A 19,315-nucleotide genomic window follows, 5' to 3' on the forward strand; every position below is an offset into this window, starting at 1 on the left:
GTCACGGCCCTCTCGTCGGCACACTTCCAGGTGGCCGCGTGGCCGGGCGACGGCCGGTGGGGGAACGGGCGGGGCAGACCGGGAGCGGCATGGCGGCCGCCGCCGGGCCTCGGCGGAACAGGGGGCAGGCGTGGGACGAACAGCTTCATTCAAGGGCAGGGCACGGTACTGGTTCGACACCACGTTGGCACGCGGCACCTCCGCGCTCGTCGGCTGGCTGGCCCTGGGCTGCCTCGTCATCGTCTTCCCGGCGAGCGCCGTGCTGGTGTGGACGGACCCGCACGCGCCCGCGACCCGTTCGGGGAGGCTGGCAGCGATCTGGCGGCTCACCGGTGAGACGCTGCGGCTCGGCGGGGCGACAGGCCCGCTGCTGCGGGTGCTGTTGTCGGTGCTGCTCGCCCTGGTCGCGCTGGTGTACGTCTCCACCCTCGTCGGTCTGATCACCACCGGACTCACCGAGCGGCTGACCGCGCTGCGGCGGGGCCGCTCCACGGTCATCGAGCAGGGGCACTCGGTGGTGTTGGGCTGGTCCGAGCAGGTGTTCACGGTGGTGAGCGAGCTGGTGGCCGCCAACGCCAATCAGCGCTACGGCGCGGTGGCCGTTCTGGCCGACCGGGACAAGACCAGCATGGAGGAGGCCCTCAGCGGCAAGGTGGGGGCCACCGGCGGTACTCGGCTGATCTGCCGTAGCGGTCCGCCCACCGACCCGGCTCTGCTTGCTCTGGCCAACCCCGGCGCGGCCAGCGCTGTGCTGGTGCTGCCCCACGACGATCCGTCGGCAGACCCGGAAGTGGTCAAGACGCTGCTGGCGCTGCGGTCCGCGCTCGGCGAGGAGGAAGGGCCGCCCGTCGTCGCCGCCGTCCGAGACGACCGGTACCGGCTGGCGGCCTCCCTCGCCGCGGGAACGCACGGCATCGTTCTGGAAAGCGACGCGATCACCGCCCGGCTGATCGTCCAGTCCGCCCGCCGTCCGGGGCTTTCCCTCGTGTACCGCGACCTCCTCGACTTCGCCGGGGACGAGTTCTACCTCACCTTCGATCCGGCTCTGACCGGCCGCTCCTTCGGCGACACGTTGCTGGCCTACGCCACGTCCAGCGTGGTGGGCCTGCTGCGTGACGGCAGGCCCCTGCTGAACCCGCCGCCGCAGACCCTGATCGGCCCCGGCGACCAGCTGATCGTCATCACGCGGGACGATGACACCGCGCGGCTCAGCGACTGCTGCGGGCTGGTCGACGAGTCGGTGATGACGCCCAGGCAGCCGGGGAGCACGCGGCCCGAACGGGTCCTGATCCTCGGCTGGAACCGGCGGGCCTCGCTCATAGTCGACCAGTTGGGCCGGTCCGCCGTGCACGGCTCGGTCATCGCCGTGGTGGCGGACCGCAAGGAGGTGACGGCCGAGCAGTTACGGGACGCCCACGCGGACTTCGCGCCTCGGCTGAGCATCACGTTCCGGCCCGGGGACGTCACCCGGCCCGAGACACTTCGGTGCCTGGAGATCGACTCGTACGACAGTGTCGTGGTGCTGGGCCCGGACCCCGCCCCGGGTCAGCGGCCCGACGACGCCGACAACGGGACCCTCGTCACGCTCCTCGTCCTGCAACAGCTGCAACAGGAGACCGGGCAGGAACTGCCGGTGGTCACCGAGATGATCGACGACCGCAACCGGACGCTCGCGCCGATCAGCTCCGGGTCCGACGTGATCATCAGCGGCAAACTCATCGGCCTGCTGATGGCCCAGATCTCCCAGAACCGGCACCTGGCCGCCGTGTTCGAGGAGCTGTTCTCCCTCACCGGCAGTCAGGTCCACCTGCGACCGGCGACGTCGTACGTCCTGCCCGGCTGTGAGGCGTCCTTCGCCACGGTCGTCGCAGCGGCGCGGCAGCGGGGCGAATGCGCCATCGGCTACCGCCGCCACGACCGGGCCACGGCCGTGCCCGACCACGGAGTGCGGATCAACCCGGACAAGAGCGAGCGACGACGCTGGATGGAGCGCGACGAAGTGGTCGTGATCGCGCGGGACGCGGCCTCTGGCGGCACTGTGGTGGCAGGACCGCGCGCGGACCGACCGGCCAGTGGCCCGGTTCCTACGCCGTGACTTGCTCGGGGCGTCGGGGTCGCCGGGGGCGCTTCGGGGCGCGTACGACCAGCGCCATCAGGGCGGCGACGAGGCACACCGCGCTCAGCGTCGTCCACACCACGTCATAGGTGCCGAACAGGTCACGCGCGGCGGCTCCGAGGAACGCCGAGGCTCCCGCGCCCAGTTGGTGGGCGGAGTTCGTCCAGCCGAAGACGATGGGGCCGTCCTCGCCGTAGACACGACCGCACAGGGCGATGACGGGCGGGACCGTGGCGACGTCGACCAGACCGTAGACGGTCACGAAGACGATCAGAGTGAGCGTGACCGTGGACGAGAGCACCATCGGCAGGACCAGCAGGGTGAGCGCGCGGATCGCGAAGTACGCGGTCAGCAGGCGGCGGGGATCGAAACGGTCGGTGAGCCAGCCCGAGAGGACCGCGCCCAGGGCGGAGAAGATCCCGATGAGGGAGAGCATCGACGCGGCGGCCGTGGCGTGCATGCCCTGGTCGTGGGCTGCGGGGGCCCAGTTGCTCCACATGATGCCGTTGGTGGAAGCGCCGCAGATGACGAACATGCCGGCCAGGAGCCAGAAGGGGCCGGTGCGTGCGGCGGTGAAGAGCACGGCCAGGGTGCGCCGTGCCGCACCGGAGGCCGGTGCCGGTTTGGGCACGAACGTCGGTGCGCCATAGGGCTTCACGCCCACGTCGGCGGGGTGGTCACGCAGCAGCAGGAGGACCAGCGCGGTCACCGTGAGGGCCACGAACGCGAGTGTCACGACCGGCGGACGCCAGCCGTAGCGGCCGACGGCCCACGCGAGGAGCGGCAGGAAGAGCAGCTGGCCCAGGTGGCTGGATGAGCTGAGTACGCCGGTGACCAGCCCCCGGCGCCTGTCGAACCAGTGGCTGGTGATGCTCGCGGCGAAGGTCATGGTCAGGCAGCCGCTGCCGAGACCGATTAGCACGCCCCAGTACGTGACCAGCTGCCACGGCCGGGTCATGACGCTGGTGAGCAGGGCACCCACGGCGACCAGGACAAGGGCGCCCACGACCACCCGGCGGACGCCGATCCGGTCCATCAGGGCCGCCGCGAAGGGCGCGGTGAGACCAAAGAGCACCATGTTCACCGAGGCGGCGAGGGCGATGTGTCCGCGGTCCCAGCCGTAACTGTCGTGCAGGGGAGTCACCAGCAGGCCGGGGACGGTGGTGAAGGCACCGGCCGTGACGATGGCCGCGCCCGCTGCGACGGCGACCGCCCAGGCCCGGTGGAAACGTGGTCCCGGGCTGTGCGGTGCGGTGGTCGGTGAGGTGGATGTCAACTGGGCCATGGTTCAAGCCTGCTGGGAGAACCTCCCCCTCACGAGAGTCCAGATGGACCACATGCGCAAGAATATGGCCATGCCTGTTTTCTGCCACCCCGGGCGGCATCGCATCGCCCTCCTGGTCCGTCAGGTCCTGCTCCCCATCGAGCTGGGCATCGTGCACCAGCTGTTCGGGCAGGCCAGGTCGGGCGCTTCGGTGGACGGGGAGCCTCTGTACGAAGTCGCCACCTGCGCCTTGCGGGCCGGAGACATACGGACGGACGGCGACTTCACCGTACGTGTCCGGCACGGCCCCGAAGCCTTGGCGGAGGCCGACACCGTGATCGTCCTTTCCTCCTACGAGGACTACGTCCAGGAGACATCGGACCTCGCCGCCCCGCTGGCCGAGGCGTTCGCCCGTATCCGGCCCGGCACCCGCATGGCGTCCATCTGCACCGGCGCGTTCGTGCTGGCGTCCGCCGGCCTCTTGGACGGGCGTCGGGCAACCACCCACTGGCGCTACACCGAGTTGTTCTCCAGGCTGTTCCCGCAGGTCGCACTGGACCCGGATGTGCTGTACACCGACGCGGGCGACGTGTTGACCTCCGCGGGCTGCGCCTCCGGGATCGATCTGTGCCTGCACATGATCCGGAGCGACCACGGCACGGCCGTCGCCGGTGACGTCGCCCGTCGCGCGGTCGTTCCGCCGCATCGGGAAGGGGGTCAGGTCCAGTACATCCGCCACCCCGTACCGGCTCCCACGGCGTCGGCCACCTCGGCCGCCCGCGAGTGGGCGCTGCGGCATCTGCACGAGCCCATCACGCTCGGCCAGTTGGCGGCCAGAGAGGCGATGAGCGTGCGCAACTTCAATCGTCGCTTCCGGGACGAGGTCGGCACGACGCCGATGAGCTGGCTGACCCGGCAACGCGTCGAACTCGCACGGGAGTTGCTGGAGGAGAGCGACCTGCCCGTCGACCAGGTCGCCACCCGCGCCGGCCTGGGCACGGCGGCGAATCTGCGCCAGCACTTCCACGCTGCCCTGGGCACATCGCCGAGCGCCTACCGTATGACGTTCCGTGGGCCGGGTGATCCGGCGAGCGACGTATGAGCGGCTCTCGTACCGGGCGGCCCCACCGCGCCGTCGGTCAGAGGTCGAGCGCGGGCAGGTGGGCCAGGCCGGTGTCGAGCATGATGCGGTCGACGGTCTCGTGCAGGGCGCTGTCGGCGCCGATGACGGTCTCGGTACCGTCCGGCAGCAGATCACGGGGCCGGTACCAGTCGCGCAGCTGGGTCTCGTGGACGTCAGTCGATCAGGCCGATGTTCGCCGCTCCGGGCCGGTCCCGTTCACGGATCACGATGCGGCGGAGGTTGTCCTGGCCGACCAGGGCCAGGCCGCGGCCGAACTTCTCGCGCAGGCCGACCGCGACGGACGACTTGCCCGCGGCGCTGTTGCCGCGCAGGACGACCAGCCGGGTTTCCTCGGTTCCCACCATCACGGCGGTCACGCTACCGACGGTGGGTGACATCGGGTGGGCGTATGGGCCGGATGGGCCGACGTGGCCACCGGGTTGACCGAGGGGAGGCCGCTCTGGCGCCGCCTCTCGACAGGCGGGCCAGGGCGGCGTCGTAGCGTCCGCGGGCGTCGTGCGGCCGTCGGGACTGAGGCTCAGGCGGCGCTGTGCGCCCGGACGCGGTGGAGGTCCGTGAGGTCGACGGCGTCGGCCATCGCCTTCAGGCCCGCGTCGTTGAAGTGCAGATGGTCGCCGTTGTCGTAGGCGGGCAGGATGCGGTGGGGGTCGGCCGGGTCCCGGACCACCGCGTCGAAGTCCGCGACGGCGTCGAAGAGTCCGCTGGTGCGGGTGAAGTCGTTCACGGTCTGGCGGACGGTCTCACGGGCCTCGGTGTAACCGCCGTTCCCGCCGTAGGGGGTGATGGTGGCGCCGATGACTCGGATGCCACGCGCGTGGGCGCGCCACACGATCTCGCGGTAGGCGTCCTCGAACGCGGCCGGGTCCGTCTGATTGGGGTTGCCCTTGATGTCGTTGATGCCCTCCATGACGATCATCGCGCGGACCCCGGAGCGGGACAGGACGTCGGCGTCGAGCCGGGACAGGGCGCTCGGGCCGGTGCCTTCGAGCAGGACGCGGTTGCCGGAGATACCGGCGTTCAGGACGCCGAGCCGGCGGTGCGGGGGCAGCGCGAGCAGCCGTTCGGCGAGCCGGTCCGGCCAGCGGCGGTTGGCGCTTGAGGTCGATCCCGAGCCGTCGGTGATCGAGTCGCCGAGTGCGACGACGCTTCCGATGCTGCGCGAGCCGACCACGTCCACGCCGGTCACGTAGTACCAGGATCCCGTGGTCTGGGTGTAGGCAGATCCGGCCTCGTCGGTGGTGTGGTCACCGGAAGGGGCGAGGAAGTTGGTCTGCAGGGCCGACCGGTGGTAGGTGGCCGGGCCGGTGTCGGTCGGTGTGTAGACCGTGATCAGGAGGTTGGCGCCGGAGGGCACCGCGAGCGGCACAGGATCGGTGACGACGTCCTTGCCGGCCGGGACGGTGACCGAGGTGGCGCCGCGGAACGTGGCGGTACGCATCGTGCCGGCGACGGCGTTCGGGCTCTTCGGCGCGCCGTCCTCCTGCAACGCGACGCTCACGGCGCCGAGTTCGAGCGGCGCGGTGCCGAGCCGGTTGGTGATGCGGACGCGTGCGGCGCGGCCACCGACGCTGATGTGGACGACATTGCGGATGGAGGTGCCGGGCAGGGCCGGGACGGTACCGGACGCTGCGGCTTCCCAGGTGCCGGTCCAGCCGGGGCGGTTGGCGGGGGCAGGCCCCGCGTCGGCTCTCGCGGGCAGTCCGCCCGCCGTTCCCAACAGGACGATCGCCAGCGATGCCACCAAGGCGGCGAATAAGTACCGGTTCTTGAACATGCGGGTTCGCCTTTCCAGTAGTCCGTGTCCGTGGGGTGCGCGGAGTCGACCGGAGGCTGAGCGATTCGCAGACAATCAGCAATTCATCGGATGTGTCAATGGGTTGAACCACGGTCACGTATGTGACCGACCCGTCCGCACAGGCCGCCCTGGGAACGGACCGGTTCGCGGACTGTCAGTGCGACTCGCGGCTCACCTCGGAGCCGCTGGAGCCGACGAGGAAGTCGAGGTCGGCGCCCGTGTCGGCCTGCTGGACGTGATCGACGTAGAGGCGTTCCCAGCCGCGGCGGGGGGCGGCGAATCCGTCGATGGTGGCCTGGTTGGGCTTGCGGGCCGCGAGTTCACCGGCGGGGACGTCGACGTCGATACGGCGGGCCTCGACGTCGAGGGTGATGACGTCCCCGGTGCGGACGAGGGCGAGGGGGCCGCCTGCCGCGGCCTCCGGCGCCACGTGCAGGACGACGGTGCCGTAGGCGGTGCCACTCATCCTGCCGTCGCAGACGCGGACCATGTCACGGACGCCCTGTTCGAGGAGCTTCTTCGGCAGCGGCATGTTCGACACCTCGGGCATGCCCGGGTACCCCTTGGGGCCGCAGCCCCGCAGGACGAGCACGGAGTCGGCGTCCACGTCGAGGTCGGGGTCGTCGACGCGGGCGTGGAAGTCCTCGATGGAGTCGAAGACGACGGCCCGGCCCCGGTGTCGGAGGAGGTGCGGGGAGGCCGCGGCGGGTTTGATGACCGCGCCGTCGGGGGCGAGGTTGCCGCGCAGGACGGCGATGCCGCCCTCGGCGACCAGCGGCTGGGCGCGGGTGCGGATGACCTCACCGTCCCAGATCGGCGCGTCGTCCAGGTAGCTCGACAGGGGTTCGCCGGTGACGGTCAGCGCGTCCGGGTCGAGCAGGTCACGGACCTCGCGCAGGACGGCAAGCAGGCCTCCGGCGCGATGGAAGTCCTCCATGAGGAAGCGGCCGGCCGGCTGGAGGTCCACCAGGACCGGCACCCGGGAGCCGACGCGGTCGAAGTCGTCCAGCGTGAGATCGATGCCCAGTCGGCCCGCGATCGCCAGGAGGTGGACGACCGCGTTCGTCGAGCCGCCGATGGCGGCCAGCGCGACGATCGCGTTGCGGAAGGACGCCTTGGTCAGGAAGGTGCCCGGGCGCCGGTCGGCGCCCACCATGTCGACTGCCAGCAGGCCGGTGTGGTGCGCGGCCTCCAGCAGACGACTGTCGGGAGCGGGCGTGCCGGCCACCCCGGGCAGGACCGTGCCCAGCGCCTCCGCCACCAGCGCCATCGTCGAGGCCGTGCCCATGGTGTTGCAGTGCCCGCGGCTGCGGATCATCGACGACTCGGAGCGGGTGAACTGCTCCTGGGAGAGCGTGCCCGCGCGCACCTCCTCCGACAGCTGCCACACCCCGGTGCCGCAGCCCAACAGGCCGCCGCGGAAGGTGCCGTTGAGCATCGGACCGCCGGGGACCACGACCGCGGGCAGGTCCACCGAGGCGGCGGCCATCAGCAGCGACGGGATCGTCTTGTCGCAGCCGCCGAGCAGCACGACACCGTCGATCGGGTTGGCCCGCAGCATCTCCTCCGTGGCCATCGCGGCCATGTTGCGCCACAGCATGGCGGTGGGCCGCACGTTCGTCTCCCCCAGCGACACCACGGGCAGGTCCAGCGGGATGCCACCCGCCTCGTACACGCCGTTGCGGACCGAGGCCGCCACCTCGTTCAGGTGCGCGTTGCAGGGAGTCAGGTCGGAGGCGGTGTTGGCGATGGCGATCTGCGGCCGGCCGGTGAAGGCGTCCCCCGGTACACCTCTGCGCATCCATGCCCGGTGGATGTAGGCGTTGCGGTCCTGACCCGCGTACCACTGGTCGCTACGGAGCTCCACCCGGAATCTCTTCCCACAGTCCTGCAACGGTCCCTACGTCGGTACAGAGTTGAACCTCGTGAAGCATACGCAGGCCGTCGATGGATCAACAGCCCACCGGCCATGCGGGGCTTCCCCCCGCCCGCCGCGTACATGGCCCCCCGAGCGCGGGGAAACGGTCTGGTGACGACGCCCGGCCACCGAACGGAGACCTCCATTGGCGCACCACGAGAAGGACTCACCCGCCGCCTACCTGCCCCTGCTGCGTACCTCCGTCGACCGGCTGCTCACGTCCGCCTCGGCGCTGTCCGACGAGGACGTACGGGCATCGTCGCTGCTGCCCGGGTGGACCCGCGCGCACGTGCTCACGCACCTCGCCCGCAGCGCCGACTCCCGTACCCGGCTGCTGACCGCCGCCCGGACGGGCAGGGACCTGCCGCAGTACGCCGACGCCGACGAACGGGACCGGGAGATCGAGGAAGGCGCGGCATGCCCGGCCCTCGCCCTCGTGGAGGACGTCGAGGCCTCGCTGCGCCGTTTCCTCACCACGGCCGACGGCCATCCGCAGGACGCCTGGGAGGTGCCGGTGCGGTGGCTCGGTGGCGGTCTGCGGCCGGTGCGTGGCGCCGTGGGAAGCATGCTGCGCGAGGTGGAGGTACACCACACCGACCTGGCCACCGGCCATCGCCCGGCCGACTGGCCGGCCTTCTTCGTGGCACTGGAACTGCAGACCACGGTACGGAACCTGCGCGACAGTCCTGAGGCCCCGGCCATGGTGCTGCGTGCCGACGAGGACCAGGTGCCGCACCCGGTCGGGGGCGGACGCGGGCCGCGGGTGTCGGGACCCGCGGCCGAACTGCTCGGCTGGCTCACCGGCCGGTCGGACGGACGCGCACTGGCTGTCGAGCCTGCCGGGCCCCTCCCCCAGGTTCCGGTCTGGCGGAGCTGACCGCCGGCCGGGCCGGCCGAGAGCGGACGCGGAGGGCGTCGGCCGGCGCGCCCGCCCGGCCCGGTACCCGTCGGCCCCGTACCCGCACGGTCAGGACAGCGCCGCGGTGACCGGCTCGGTGATGGGCAGCACATCCGGCTGGGCCGCCGCCACGTAGTCGGCGGTGTCCAGTCGCAGGGACCGGTCCAGCCTGGCGGCGTTGAAGAACATCTCCGGCTGGGTCAGCAACGTGGGATCGACCAGTAACGCCAAAGAGGGGTCGAACGAGAACGGGGGAATCGCGCCGCTGACAGCCCCGGCCAGCTGTTCGGCGACCTCCTGGGGCGCGAACATCGCCTTCACGCCGTCGTAGTGGCTCCGCACCGCCTCGGTGTCGACGCGGCGGTCGCCGGGAACTACGGCCAGCACGTACCGCCCCTTCTTCTTCGTGACCCCCACGCGTACGACGATGCACTTGGCCGCCTGTCCGAGGTGGTTGCCGCGCAGGGAGCTGACCTTCTCCGTGTGTCCCTCCTCCGGGTGCTCGATGACGCTGTAGCGGGCGCCGTTCGTGTCGAGCAGGTCGATGATGCGCTGGTAGGTGGAGGTGCCGTCCACTGTCTCTCCTCTGCTGTGCCCCGGTACCGGACCGGGGCGCCCTTTCATCCCCATGCCACGGCGTTCGTGAGGGTGTCGTCGGTGAAGCCTATGAAAAAGCCCAGGGTGGTGCGGGTGACGCCGTGGACCTCGAGGATCTCGTGATAGTAGGTCGGGTTGATGAGGTACACGTCGTATGTCTGGGGCCGGAAGACGTGCCGGGGGACGGTGCCGACCACCTCGCTGCGGTAACCCAGTTCACCGGGCACCTTCCACCGCTCGTCGTCCGGCTCCCAGGGTTTGGCGTAGGTGATCAGTTCGCCGCCGCTGTCGCACTCCTGCAGGCAGACCACGCAGCTGAGCTGTCGTACGACGTCGGCGACGCTCCAGGTGGTGCTCTGCGCGTCGCGGGCGATGTGATCGTTGTGCAGGGGGTTGCGCACGCCGTCGGCGTGGAGCCGGATGACGGCCTCGCCGTAACCCCGGCCGTCCCGCTCGCGGGCCGGTTCCAGGCCGCGCAGCCCGAAGGTGTCGCGCAGTGCGGCGCGTACGCGCGTCGGCAGGTCGAAGCCGGCGTCGGCCATGCGCTGGTTGGCACTGGCGGACAGGGCGAAGTACCGGTCGGGTTCCTGGAGATGGGCGGCCAGGTAGGGGCCGACGGTGGTGAGAGAGCCGTTGGTGTAGTTCACCGTCGATGCCAGGCCCAGCAGGTCATGGGCTCGGCGGCGTGCCGCTTCCAGTACCTCGTGTCCCAGCAGCCCGTGCAGCCGGATGACCGCGGTCTCGCCCGCGCTGAGCCGGCGAAGGGGCTCGACCCCCAGGGCGGTGTGCCCCGACACGTCGTAGGTATGGCGGTCCCAGGTGATCTCATGCTGCACGACGGATGCTCCTCTCGTGCCCGGTGGTGAACGGCAGGTCGATGATGGTGGCGGGGGGAAGTGCCTCCCAGTGCTCCGCGGCCGCGAGGGCGGGCACCGGTTCGGAGGCGATGATGTCCGCTTCCGGCAGCCGCAGCCGGCGCAGGGTGAAGTAGTCCTGGTACGGGGCCTCCGGGATCGTCCAGTGCACGACATAGGCCCGCCGGGGATTGAGCAGGAGGGCGTTGCCGCTGGTGCCGCCGGGCGGTATCTCCCGTAGCCGCCGCAGAGTGGACTCCACGTCGAGTTCCCACTGGCCGTGCGGCAGCAGGTAGTCGAAGTACTCGGCGGAGTCGAAGGCCGACGCGCTCAGCCCGAGGCGCTGGTACACCGTGGGCAGGAAACCGTTGTGCATGAAGTACCAGGGGCCGAAGTCGTCGAGCCGTTCCAGGGGATGTGCGAAGCGCAGTCCGGTCTTCTCGGGCAGGGTGGCGTGCCGGACGTGGACGGCGAGCATGTCGGTGCGCAGGTCCTCCAGCCCCGCGGATTCCCGGCTGTCGACGAACGCGCGGTGGTCGCGGTGAGCGGCCAGGGCTCCGTCGTCAGTCCGCCACACCGCTCCCCAGCCGTTGGGGTGGACGCGTGTGGGCACGTCGTCGAGAGCTGTGACGCCGGTGCTCATGGAGAGTGCGGCGTCGAGGATGGCGGTCGCTTCGAAGCGTCCGCGGGCGATGATGAGTCGGCACATATGTCCTCTCCCTGGGCGGTGGCGCAGTCGATGAGCAGTTGTCGGGCGCCTGCGGCGTCCTGGGCACGGACGATGACGCGCCCCAGGACCACGGCGTGGCGCTGCCTGTCGGAGGCGAGCGCTCCGACGTGCGCCGGGTCGAGGGAGGCCAGGGGCGGCGCCGGAGCAGCGGGCACGACGTCCACCAGGGCACCTGATCGGCGTAGTCGTTCGGCCCGGCGCAACTGGGACGCCCGCGTGCAGGCCAGCTGCCCGAAGATCGGGCCGTCCGCCGGTGGTGTCCCGGCGTCCCACGGGCACCGGTCGTCGAGGTGGGCGGCCAGGGCGAGGTCGGCCCAGCGCACGCCCAGGGCCCGCTCGGCCAGAGCAACCAGGCCGCCTCCCGAGAGCCGGAAGCCCATCTCGACGAAGTACAGCGGGCCGGCGTGGGCGGCGATCGCGTCGAGGTGGAAGGGACCGTCGCGGTAGCCGACGGCCTTCAGACAGGTCTGCGCGAGGGCGGGCAGCTCCGGGTCCGCCGCGTCCGGCGGCAGCATCAGGTGGCCGGCTTCCCGGAAGCCGCACAGTCCGTCCTCCGGCTGCGGCTCCAGCTGTACGACCTTCTCGCAGACACTGAGCACCTGCGCCTGGCCGTGCCGGGCGACACCCTGCAGGGAGAACTCCGTGCCCGCCACGTACTCCTCGACCAGCGTCCCGGTGAACGCACCGCCGCCGTAGTTGGCGGTCCGTGTGACGCGTCTCCGGGCTCGGCGGTCGTCCTCGGCGTTCCTGACGAGGAAGACCCCGAGCCCGCCTCCGCCGTCGACGGGTTTGACGACCCGTGGGTACGAGAGGGCCTCCATGCGTTCGTGGCCGGCCAACGCGTGGCGGGGCTGGCGGACGTGCGGGGCCCGTTCGGTCAGCGTCGATCGTTGACGGGCCTTGTCCGGGGCGCGGAACGGCTCCCGGCCGCGGGGATTGGGCGGTACGGACAACGCTTCGGCGGCGTCGAAGGCGGCGGCCGCGTAGCGTTCGAAGCCGGCGAGAAGTACCGCGGGTGTGACGTCCGCGGCGCGCAACGCGGCGATGATCTGCCCGGGCTCGTGAGGCCGCTCGACCTCGATCTCACGGTCGAAAGGGGCCCGGCCGAGGTGCCTGCGCCAAGCCAGGTATGCGGGAGTCTCCACGAGGACGGCCGGCATGTTCCGCGCGGCGGCGCTGCTCCGGTAGGGGTCCAGGCCGTCCCGGGTGGCACCCACTTGCACGAGAGCCGCAACGGACGCGTTCATGCGTCACCGCCCTGACAGCAGTTCGCGCACGGTGGGCCCGTCCGCGCTGTGCCTGGTCTCTATCAACTCCTTGTGCGGATCGTCCTGCAGGATGCGGTGCAACAGTCCCGCGGAGTCGGGGTGGTCACTGACGTACAGGTGTCGCATCTGGTCGAGCGTCAGGCCGCTGACGTCGCGGAGGGAGCTTTCCAGATCCCGGTCCTCACCTGTGACGGGTTCGTCGGCGGGGGCGGCCAGCAGGGTCCGGATCGCTGCTTCTCGACGGGCCAGCCGCGGGTGCTCACGTTGGAGGAACGTGCTCAGTCGCTTTCCGTGGGCGGTGAACGGGGCATGGACGAGGCAGATCAGATGCTGCGAGGTGAACCCGTACGCCTCCATCGCGAAACGTTCTACCGCTCGGCGTACGGAAGCCCTCGTCACCGCGCTGCCGTAGCGCTCGGCCATCTGATCGATGAGCCGCTCGGGAAAGGCCTTGCGTCGCATCAGCCGCAGCGCGAAGGACACGTACTCGTCCATGCCTTCGTCGTAGGAGCGGCCGTAGACATGCTCACAGGTCAGGCCCCGTAAATGAGCCATCAGGGCCGGATTGGCGCAGTCGGACTCGGTGAAGCTGAAGGCGATGTCGTCGAACCTGAAGTCCAGGAACCCCGTGAGCAGGTCCCAGTGGCTGCCGGATTCGTAGTCGGTGTCCTCGAAGATGGAGAAGAAGGACAGGTCGACGGGTACGTCGGCATGGACTCCGTGCTCATCCGGGGACGTGGTCTCGCCGTGGATGGCGCGGGCGTAGGCGCGTCCTACGGTGTCCAGCGCGCCCAGCACGCGCGGGAAGCCCGATCGTCGCATCGATCGCGGATCGTGCCCCACCCGACGGGCCAGGCGGTTGATCCACACGGTGTAGTCGCGCTGCTCCGAGCGCGAGTCGCCGGTGATGATGAGGTCGGCCCCCCGGCCGTGCGCGGCCGCCAGGCCGAAGGAGTTGACCATGGAGAGGTTGCAGGCATTGCAGAAGGTGGGGCGGGCCTGCGCCGCCGTGCGATGCCCCGTCATCAGGATGTCCGTGCGGTTGCGTGCCGCGACCGCCGGGTCCGCGGGCAGGTCGGGATGGAACGGCCGGATCCGGCCGGCGTCCAGCAACAGCAGTTCGCAGGACGGATCGTCGTACATGCCGAGCGCGCGGTAGACCCGGTCGATGTTCTCCATCACCGCGTGCGGCATCCCCGCGTGCCGGTTGGTGGCGCTGCGCAGGGTGAAAGGCGCTCCGTCCCGTTCCGCCACGACCAGTTGGACGGCTCGTACGAACGCGAGTGTGTAGCTGCTGTCCTTCCCTCCGCCGTATCCCACCATCACGGTGCTGTCGCGGACGCCTCCGTGCTCCTTCAGCGCCTGACGCAGACGGTCGGCGGTGGTCCGCGTCGCGGCACGGTCGTGGGGGGAGAGATGGTCGAGCAGCCGGGCGAGGACGGTCGCGTGGGCGGGGGCGGGGGGGTCCACAGTGGTCATGGTGCCGTGCAGGGTCATGGGTCCTCTTCGAGGTCGGGGTGTCTTCGCAGACGTGCGTCATACGGTGGGGGCGGCGGTGCGCGCGCCCGTGGTGAACACGGCGTACCGCACCTCGCAGGTACGGCCGCCGGACTGGTCGCCGAACCACAGCTGGTCGGGGCCGGGGAGCATCTCGCTGAGCTCCAGCGGTGCGTCACCGGACACCTGGGCGGCCGTCCGGGCGAGCTGAGCCACCAGCAGCGGGCTCTCCATGTCGCAGTACAGGGGCTTGGGTTCGCCGGGGCACCGTACATAGACGTGGCGTGGCAGGCCGAGTCGCTCCTTGAGCGCTTGCAGTCGGGTGAAGGCGTCGGGTTCCTCGTCGACGGAGGCGGCGGCGATGGTGGCGGGTGCCAGCCGCCACAGCTCGCGCTGGAGCACCACGTCACCCACCCGGATCCGCGGCAGGTGCACACGGTCGGAGCCGTGCACTGCGCTGGCATCTGTGGTCGTCGGGAACCCGAACGGGGCGAACGGGTTGTGCCGCAGCATCGGCCAGGCCAGCGGCGGCAGCACCAGCCGCAGCCGGCTGCCGTCGGGAGCGAGCAGCCGAAGCTGTCCGTCGACGAGCTCCACCGACAGATCCGCCAGCCGCAGCCGGTCGGGCGCCGCGGCGCCGGACCGGTCGTGCGCCTCGATGTCCAGGCCGAGCGGGGCGATGCGGGGGAAGGTCTTGTTCAGGTGACACTGCGTCACATCGGCCATGGTCTCTCCCGGCCCGACCAGGGCCGCGTACCGCTCGGCCACCTCGCGGCGGTAGTCCGGGAAAGCCTCGTCGACGAAGGGAGCGATGGAACCGTGGCTCAGGTGGTCGTCCATCGCGTGCAGATCGCCGATGACGAGGGTCAGCTCACCACGCGCCAGATGGGCCCGGCTCGCTGCGGCGATCATGAGGTCGGGGTTGCACACGGCGGGCTCGTCGAGACCGTGCCGGTCGATCAGGGCCATCACGCGGGACCGGTCCACCCGGTGTTCGTGCGCCGTGCTCGTGGCCGGTGGCAGCAGGGACTCCTCCAGCTCCTCGCCGATGGCACCGACCCTGGCCTCACAGCGCTGATAGCCCTCTTCGAGCAGGTCCAGATCGGCGACGAAGGAGGTGAGGTAGTCGCCGACCGGAACCCGGGTGCGGGGGCCGAAGCTGCGGGCGAACCACTCCCCCAGCAGCTCCCGTTCCAGGCGCAGGCGCCATCGCGGACGCAGCAGGAACAGGTCGTACAGGAGGGACAGGTCGCCGCTCATGCGGCTCACCACCGGTTGGCCCAGGACCAGGTCGTCGGCGACTCCCGTGCAGTGCTCGTGGAACAGGCTGCGGTCGCTGTAGAAGCCGTGTTGCCGGCGGTGCGGCGGCTGCCCGGTGATCTCGGTGAACTCCTGTTTGAGCCGGTCCAGGGCGGGCGGACGCCCATCGGGGACGGCTGTCTGGAGGGCGGCCACGGCCTGGGTGAGACGTGCGCACTTGTGTACGGCTGGGTGGTCGCGGCCCAGCGGGGCCAGGTGCCGGCGCACCATGCCCAGGGCGTCCTCGATGCCGTAGGGCAGGTCGGGTTCGGCCATCACGGCGCCCAGTTCCCGCAGGGTGGCGATGTCCCGCAGCACGTCCGCGGGCGGTCGGCCGGTTGCCGTGGCCAGCTCGGCGACGCTGGTGTCGCCGTCGCAGCGGGTGAACAGCTCGGCGAGTTCGGGGCGCAGTCGGACCGCTTCCTCGGGCCGTACGGCCTCGTGCACCTCAGTGCTCAGGCGGCGCTGATCGAGACGGACCACCTGGAGCAGCTCGCCGTGCCGCCGCGCGCCGGGTGCGGGGCGGGGCCGAGCGAGATGCCGCACGTCCTCGTGGTCGCGGTGCAGTGCCTCCACGACGGCTTCCACCGCCCACCTGGACAGCGCCGTGCGGCGCCGCAGGGGGGCCGGCCGCCAGTGGACGCCTTCCCGCGTGGCTTCCAGGCGTGCGGGAGCGAGCGGGCCGAAGTGACTGGTGGTGTCGTTCTTGGCGCACACCCGCTGCAGGTAGCGCACCAGGGTGGTGAGGTTGTTGCGGTCCTGCTTGCGCCACGATCCGGACCTCGGGTCTGCCTGGTGCAGCCAGCGCACCAGCCGGGGGTGGGCCGACTCGTTGGAGACCAGCAACATGTCCCGTAGTGAGGAGGTGTCCCGGAAGAAGTCCAGCACCCGGCCGGCCGTACTCAGATACGACGCGCGGTAGCCCTCCTGATAGACGCGGTCGGCGTCGTCACGGCGGCGCAGGGCCTCGGCGTACCGGTCCAGCGTCTCGGTGAAGTGGGGCGACAGCGGTTCGTCGCGAGGCGGGTAGGGGCGGCCGCGGCGCATGGCCCGGAGCAACGAACGGTCGGCGGCATTGACCGCCCGGTCCTGTGAACGCGCTGCCTCCTGGGCGAAGGAGTCGACCTCCGCCTGGGCGGCCAGCCGTTGTCGGGCCAGCTCGGCACAGCGGGAGTCGCCCAGCGTGTCGAGCCACCCGAAGGGGTAGCCCGCCATGCGCAGGACAGCCACGGACGCGGGCTGCCAGGGCAGCGACGGCCGCCCGGGGGCGGGGCGTGCGGCGGTGTCTGGGGAGCTGACAGTCATGCGTCTCCTTGGGGCCGCTGGAAGGGAGGACCGGAATCAGGACAGCGCTTCTTTTTCACCCGCCCGGTCCGTCCACCAGACGCGGCGGGAGTCACGCAGGGCTCGTCGCGCCAGCGAGCCGACGGGTGCCGCGCTGAGCAGGAACACCAGCGCCAGAACCACCCAGCCGACCTCGCGGAGTCCGCTGACCAGAGAGGTGACAAGCGCGGGGCCCAGGGCTGTGGTGCCGGCCTCCGTGCTGGCGGTCAGCCCCTGGTACTGGCCCTCGGCCTCCTTGACCATGAACCCCAGGGAGAGCCCCCACCGGGACGAGACGTAGTACAACTCGCCGACGATGTGGGCTGCCATGCCGACGACGATGACCAGGGTGGCCAGCAGCGCCTGGTGGGCCCAGGCTGCCGCGGCGAACAGCAGGCAGCAGCCGGCCAGGGCAACGGCGGAGACACGGCTGGCGCGGACGGAGCGCGGGATGTTCACGGCCCGCCCGCTCACCCGTACCTGGAACAGGGCGATCGCCAGGGAACTCAGCGCGACCGCGAGGCCGGCGGTCCACAGGGGGGCCTCGGTGCCCTCCGCGATCCACAGGGGCAGACCACTGGAGAGCAGGGCCCAGCACAGCGCGAGAAGCGCGGTCGTGCTCATGAGCCCCACATACGGCAGGTCACGCAGCGCCTCGGTGCCCGACCGCTGCCGCTCCACGGGAACGGACGGCACCGACGGGAGGGCCAACGTGATCACCGCGGTGATGAAGAATGTGGCGGCGTTGACCAGGATGGACGCGACGAACACGGACCGGCTTCCGTCCGCCAGCACCAGCATGGCGACGCCCGCGCCCGCCGCATAGGCGATGTGCTGCACCACCCGGCCCTGTGCCAGGACCCGCAACTGGTCGTCCTTGCCCAGCAGTTGGTACACCAGGCTGACCCGTACCCCGACTCCCGAACTCTGCACGGCGGAGAAGCAGCACGAGACGACGAGCAGCGACCAGAAGTCACCCGCGAAGATGTAGGCGATCGAGGCCAGCCCGCGCAGCGCGATGACCGCGACGAGCACCTCGCGCGGACCATACCGGTCCGCGGCGGTGCCGACCGGCATCGCGGCGAGGAAGCCGGCCACGCCACCGATCCCGATGGCGAGTCCCATGCTCTCGGCCGGGATGTGCTGAATGCGGGTGAAGAAGATGGCCCAGACGCTGAACCACAGTCCGTCACCGAAGCCGTTGACCGCCTGCCCGGCCAACAGCAGGGGCACAATGCCGCGCTTCTTCATCGACGTCCGATCCTCTGTCCCTGACCTCATGCCGCCACGGCGACGTTCTGTGCGGCCCCGTGCCGCTCCACACTGATCACACCGTCCTGGCCGTCGGCGAAGTACCGTGCCAGGCATCCGGCCGGCGCGTCACCGATGACGAAGGGGCCCAGCACGGGCGCCACCCGAGAGGTGAACACCTCTCCGTCTTCGCCCAGCGTGGAGACCGGCCAGCGCAGGGACTCCACTCGCTGCTGCGCGATGCTGTCCTGACGGTCCACGGCCTCGCGCACCGCCGCGTGCCAGGTGCCGGCGTCGGAGTCCCGGCCCATGATCACCTGCTCGCCCTTCATTCCGGTGGCGCCCTTGAGCAGGAACTCCTCCTGCCTGGCCAGCAGCAGTTCCGCCAACGGCCAGGTGCGGCCCTGATAGGTGACGGGACGGTCACCGGTGACTCGGGTCCAGGGCACATACCGGTGCACCAGCAGACGGTCCTCCTCGGTCATGGCCGGGTGTCCTTCGGAGGCGACGCCGAGGAGCTTCTTGTTGAAGAGCAGGGACGAGGTCTCCGAGGCGATCAGCTGGCAGCCCGCCTCGATCACCTCGCCGACGGGGCCCCAGTCCACACCGAGTTCGGACCACTCCTGCACCGTGAAGTGACGCAGGCCCACCGGGTAGCGCAGCTTGCCGGACGGGTCGACCACCCCGTCGACCAGGTCCTCGGGCTCGAAGAACGCGGCGTCGAAGCCCCGCGACCTGAGGTAGTCCACCTCGACGTCGAAGTAGCGGGTGCTGCTGACGCCGCGGACCAGGTCGGCCACGCTGCCCTGCAGAACGACCGCTCGCCGCACGCCTTCGGCGGCGCACATGGCGTCGAACATGTCGGCGCGGGCCTTGAACGGCCGGTGGGCGAACAGGGGTTGGTCGGCGTAGATGACATCCACCCAGGTGTCGGCGAGCAGTTGGGTCTGCACCGCCGCCCCGACGCCGCCGCCCGCGTTGTACTCGATGAACTTCACGCCGTCGGCGGTCACGAAGGCGTCCGGCCGGGCGATGCACGCCGCGTACCGCCACTCCCAGGACTCGTCGGAGGTGAACAAGGGGCACTCGGCGGGGTCCACGCCCAGGGCGGCGAGCCGTTCGGAGCGGTCGCCGCCCAGGTGGTGGGCCACCTTGAGCAGCACCCGGAGCACGTCGGCGGCCGCCGTGTGCAGTTCCTCGTAGACCGGGCGGGGCAGCAGGACCGGCTGCAAGGGGACGGCTCGGGGTGGGAAGGGCACCTCGCGCATACCGTGCAGCAGTTGCTCACGGATGCGCTCGGCGGAGGAGGCGACGAGGTCGGTTCCGGGCAGGCGCAGCTGTGTCGCGGGCATAGGGCTTCC

14 protein-coding genes and 1 pseudogene are annotated in these 19,315 nt (G+C 70.9%); 3 read left to right on the top strand and 12 right to left on the bottom strand.

Annotated elements, in window-relative coordinates:
• The first annotated feature begins 130 nt into the window (after nucleotides 1-130).
• Nucleotides 131-2,095 (top strand): NAD-binding lipoprotein, encoded by a 1,965-nt coding sequence (locus ACFYRY_RS01170; protein WP_389138772.1) that lies wholly within the window; start codon nucleotides 131-133, stop codon nucleotides 2,093-2,095.
• Here the strand turns inward: ACFYRY_RS01170 and ACFYRY_RS01175 are convergent.
• Nucleotides 2,085-3,401, bottom strand: a complete 1,317-nt coding sequence (locus tag ACFYRY_RS01175; protein ID WP_389138774.1) for an MFS transporter — start codon at nucleotides 3,399-3,401, stop codon at nucleotides 2,085-2,087. The two genes, ACFYRY_RS01170 and ACFYRY_RS01175, sit on opposite strands and share 11 nt — an antisense overlap.
• 64 nt (nucleotides 3,402-3,465) lie before the next feature.
• Between ACFYRY_RS01175 and ACFYRY_RS01180 the strand changes: the two genes are divergently transcribed.
• On the top strand, nucleotides 3,466-4,482 hold the full coding sequence (locus ACFYRY_RS01180) for a GlxA family transcriptional regulator (RefSeq protein WP_389141004.1): 1,017 nt from the start codon (nucleotides 3,466-3,468) through the stop codon (nucleotides 4,480-4,482).
• Nucleotides 4,483-4,519: 37 nt separating this feature from the next.
• Here ACFYRY_RS01180 and ACFYRY_RS01185 read toward each other — a convergent pair.
• The 3 genes and pseudogenes from ACFYRY_RS01185 to ACFYRY_RS01195 all read right to left on the bottom strand — a co-directional run bounded on the left by ACFYRY_RS01185 (nucleotide 4,520) and on the right by ACFYRY_RS01195 (nucleotide 8,186).
• A pseudogene (locus tag ACFYRY_RS01185) lies at nucleotides 4,520-4,868 on the bottom strand (hypothetical protein).
• 173 nt (nucleotides 4,869-5,041) lie between these two features.
• Nucleotides 5,042-6,298, bottom strand: coding sequence for an SGNH/GDSL hydrolase family protein (locus ACFYRY_RS01190; RefSeq protein WP_389138775.1), 1,257 nt, complete (start codon nucleotides 6,296-6,298; stop codon nucleotides 5,042-5,044).
• A gap of 175 nt (nucleotides 6,299-6,473) precedes the next feature.
• Nucleotides 6,474-8,186 carry an IlvD/Edd family dehydratase gene (locus ACFYRY_RS01195; RefSeq protein WP_389138777.1) on the bottom strand — a complete coding sequence of 571 codons (1,713 nt, stop codon included), beginning with the start codon at nucleotides 8,184-8,186 and terminating at the stop codon, nucleotides 6,474-6,476.
• 196 nt (nucleotides 8,187-8,382) lie between these two features.
• Between ACFYRY_RS01195 and ACFYRY_RS01200 the strand changes: the two genes are divergently transcribed.
• Complete coding sequence (locus ACFYRY_RS01200; protein ID WP_389138779.1) at nucleotides 8,383-9,114, top strand: maleylpyruvate isomerase family mycothiol-dependent enzyme; 732 nt, start codon at nucleotides 8,383-8,385, stop codon at nucleotides 9,112-9,114.
• A 90-nt stretch (nucleotides 9,115-9,204) separates the two neighbouring features.
• On the opposite strand, the gene ACFYRY_RS01205 is transcribed toward ACFYRY_RS01200, so the two are convergent.
• From ACFYRY_RS01205 to ACFYRY_RS01240, 8 genes are read right to left on the bottom strand one after another with little or no spacing between them, the layout of a single operon-like run.
• Nucleotides 9,205-9,711, bottom strand: a complete 507-nt coding sequence (locus ACFYRY_RS01205; RefSeq protein ID WP_389138781.1) for a YbaK/EbsC family protein — start codon at nucleotides 9,709-9,711, stop codon at nucleotides 9,205-9,207.
• A gap of 44 nt (nucleotides 9,712-9,755) precedes the next feature.
• Complete coding sequence (locus ACFYRY_RS01210) at nucleotides 9,756-10,568, bottom strand: hypothetical protein (protein ID WP_389138783.1); 813 nt, start codon at nucleotides 10,566-10,568, stop codon at nucleotides 9,756-9,758.
• Nucleotides 10,558-11,295 carry a class II glutamine amidotransferase gene (locus ACFYRY_RS01215; protein ID WP_389138785.1) on the bottom strand — a complete coding sequence of 246 codons (738 nt, stop codon included), beginning with the start codon at nucleotides 11,293-11,295 and terminating at the stop codon, nucleotides 10,558-10,560. The genes ACFYRY_RS01210 and ACFYRY_RS01215 overlap by 11 nt, the downstream gene beginning before the upstream one ends.
• On the bottom strand, nucleotides 11,226-12,563 hold the full coding sequence (locus ACFYRY_RS01220) for an acetyl-CoA carboxylase biotin carboxylase subunit family protein (RefSeq protein WP_389138786.1): 1,338 nt from the start codon (nucleotides 12,561-12,563) through the stop codon (nucleotides 11,226-11,228). The genes ACFYRY_RS01215 and ACFYRY_RS01220 overlap by 70 nt, the downstream gene beginning before the upstream one ends.
• Nucleotides 12,564-12,566: 3 nt before the next feature.
• Entirely contained in the window at nucleotides 12,567-14,063 is a 1,497-nt protein-coding gene (locus tag ACFYRY_RS01225) for a PqqD family protein (RefSeq protein WP_389138788.1), read from the bottom strand.
• 57 nt (nucleotides 14,064-14,120) lie between these two features.
• The gene (locus ACFYRY_RS01230; RefSeq protein ID WP_389138789.1) at nucleotides 14,121-16,685 is read right to left on the bottom strand and encodes a lantibiotic dehydratase; all 2,565 of its coding nucleotides are present in this window, start codon (nucleotides 16,683-16,685) and stop codon (nucleotides 14,121-14,123) included.
• Between the two features lie 36 nt (nucleotides 16,686-16,721).
• Entirely contained in the window at nucleotides 16,722-17,954 is a 1,233-nt protein-coding gene (locus ACFYRY_RS01235; RefSeq protein WP_389138791.1) for an MFS transporter, read from the bottom strand.
• 26 nt (nucleotides 17,955-17,980) lie between these two features.
• Complete coding sequence (locus ACFYRY_RS01240; protein ID WP_389138793.1) at nucleotides 17,981-19,306, bottom strand: hypothetical protein; 1,326 nt, start codon at nucleotides 19,304-19,306, stop codon at nucleotides 17,981-17,983.
• Nucleotides 19,307-19,315 lie beyond the last annotated feature (9 nt).

It is taken from the genome of Streptomyces sp. NPDC005263 (assembly GCF_042872365.1).
Lineage (GTDB): Bacteria > Actinomycetota > Actinomycetes > Streptomycetales > Streptomycetaceae > Streptomyces.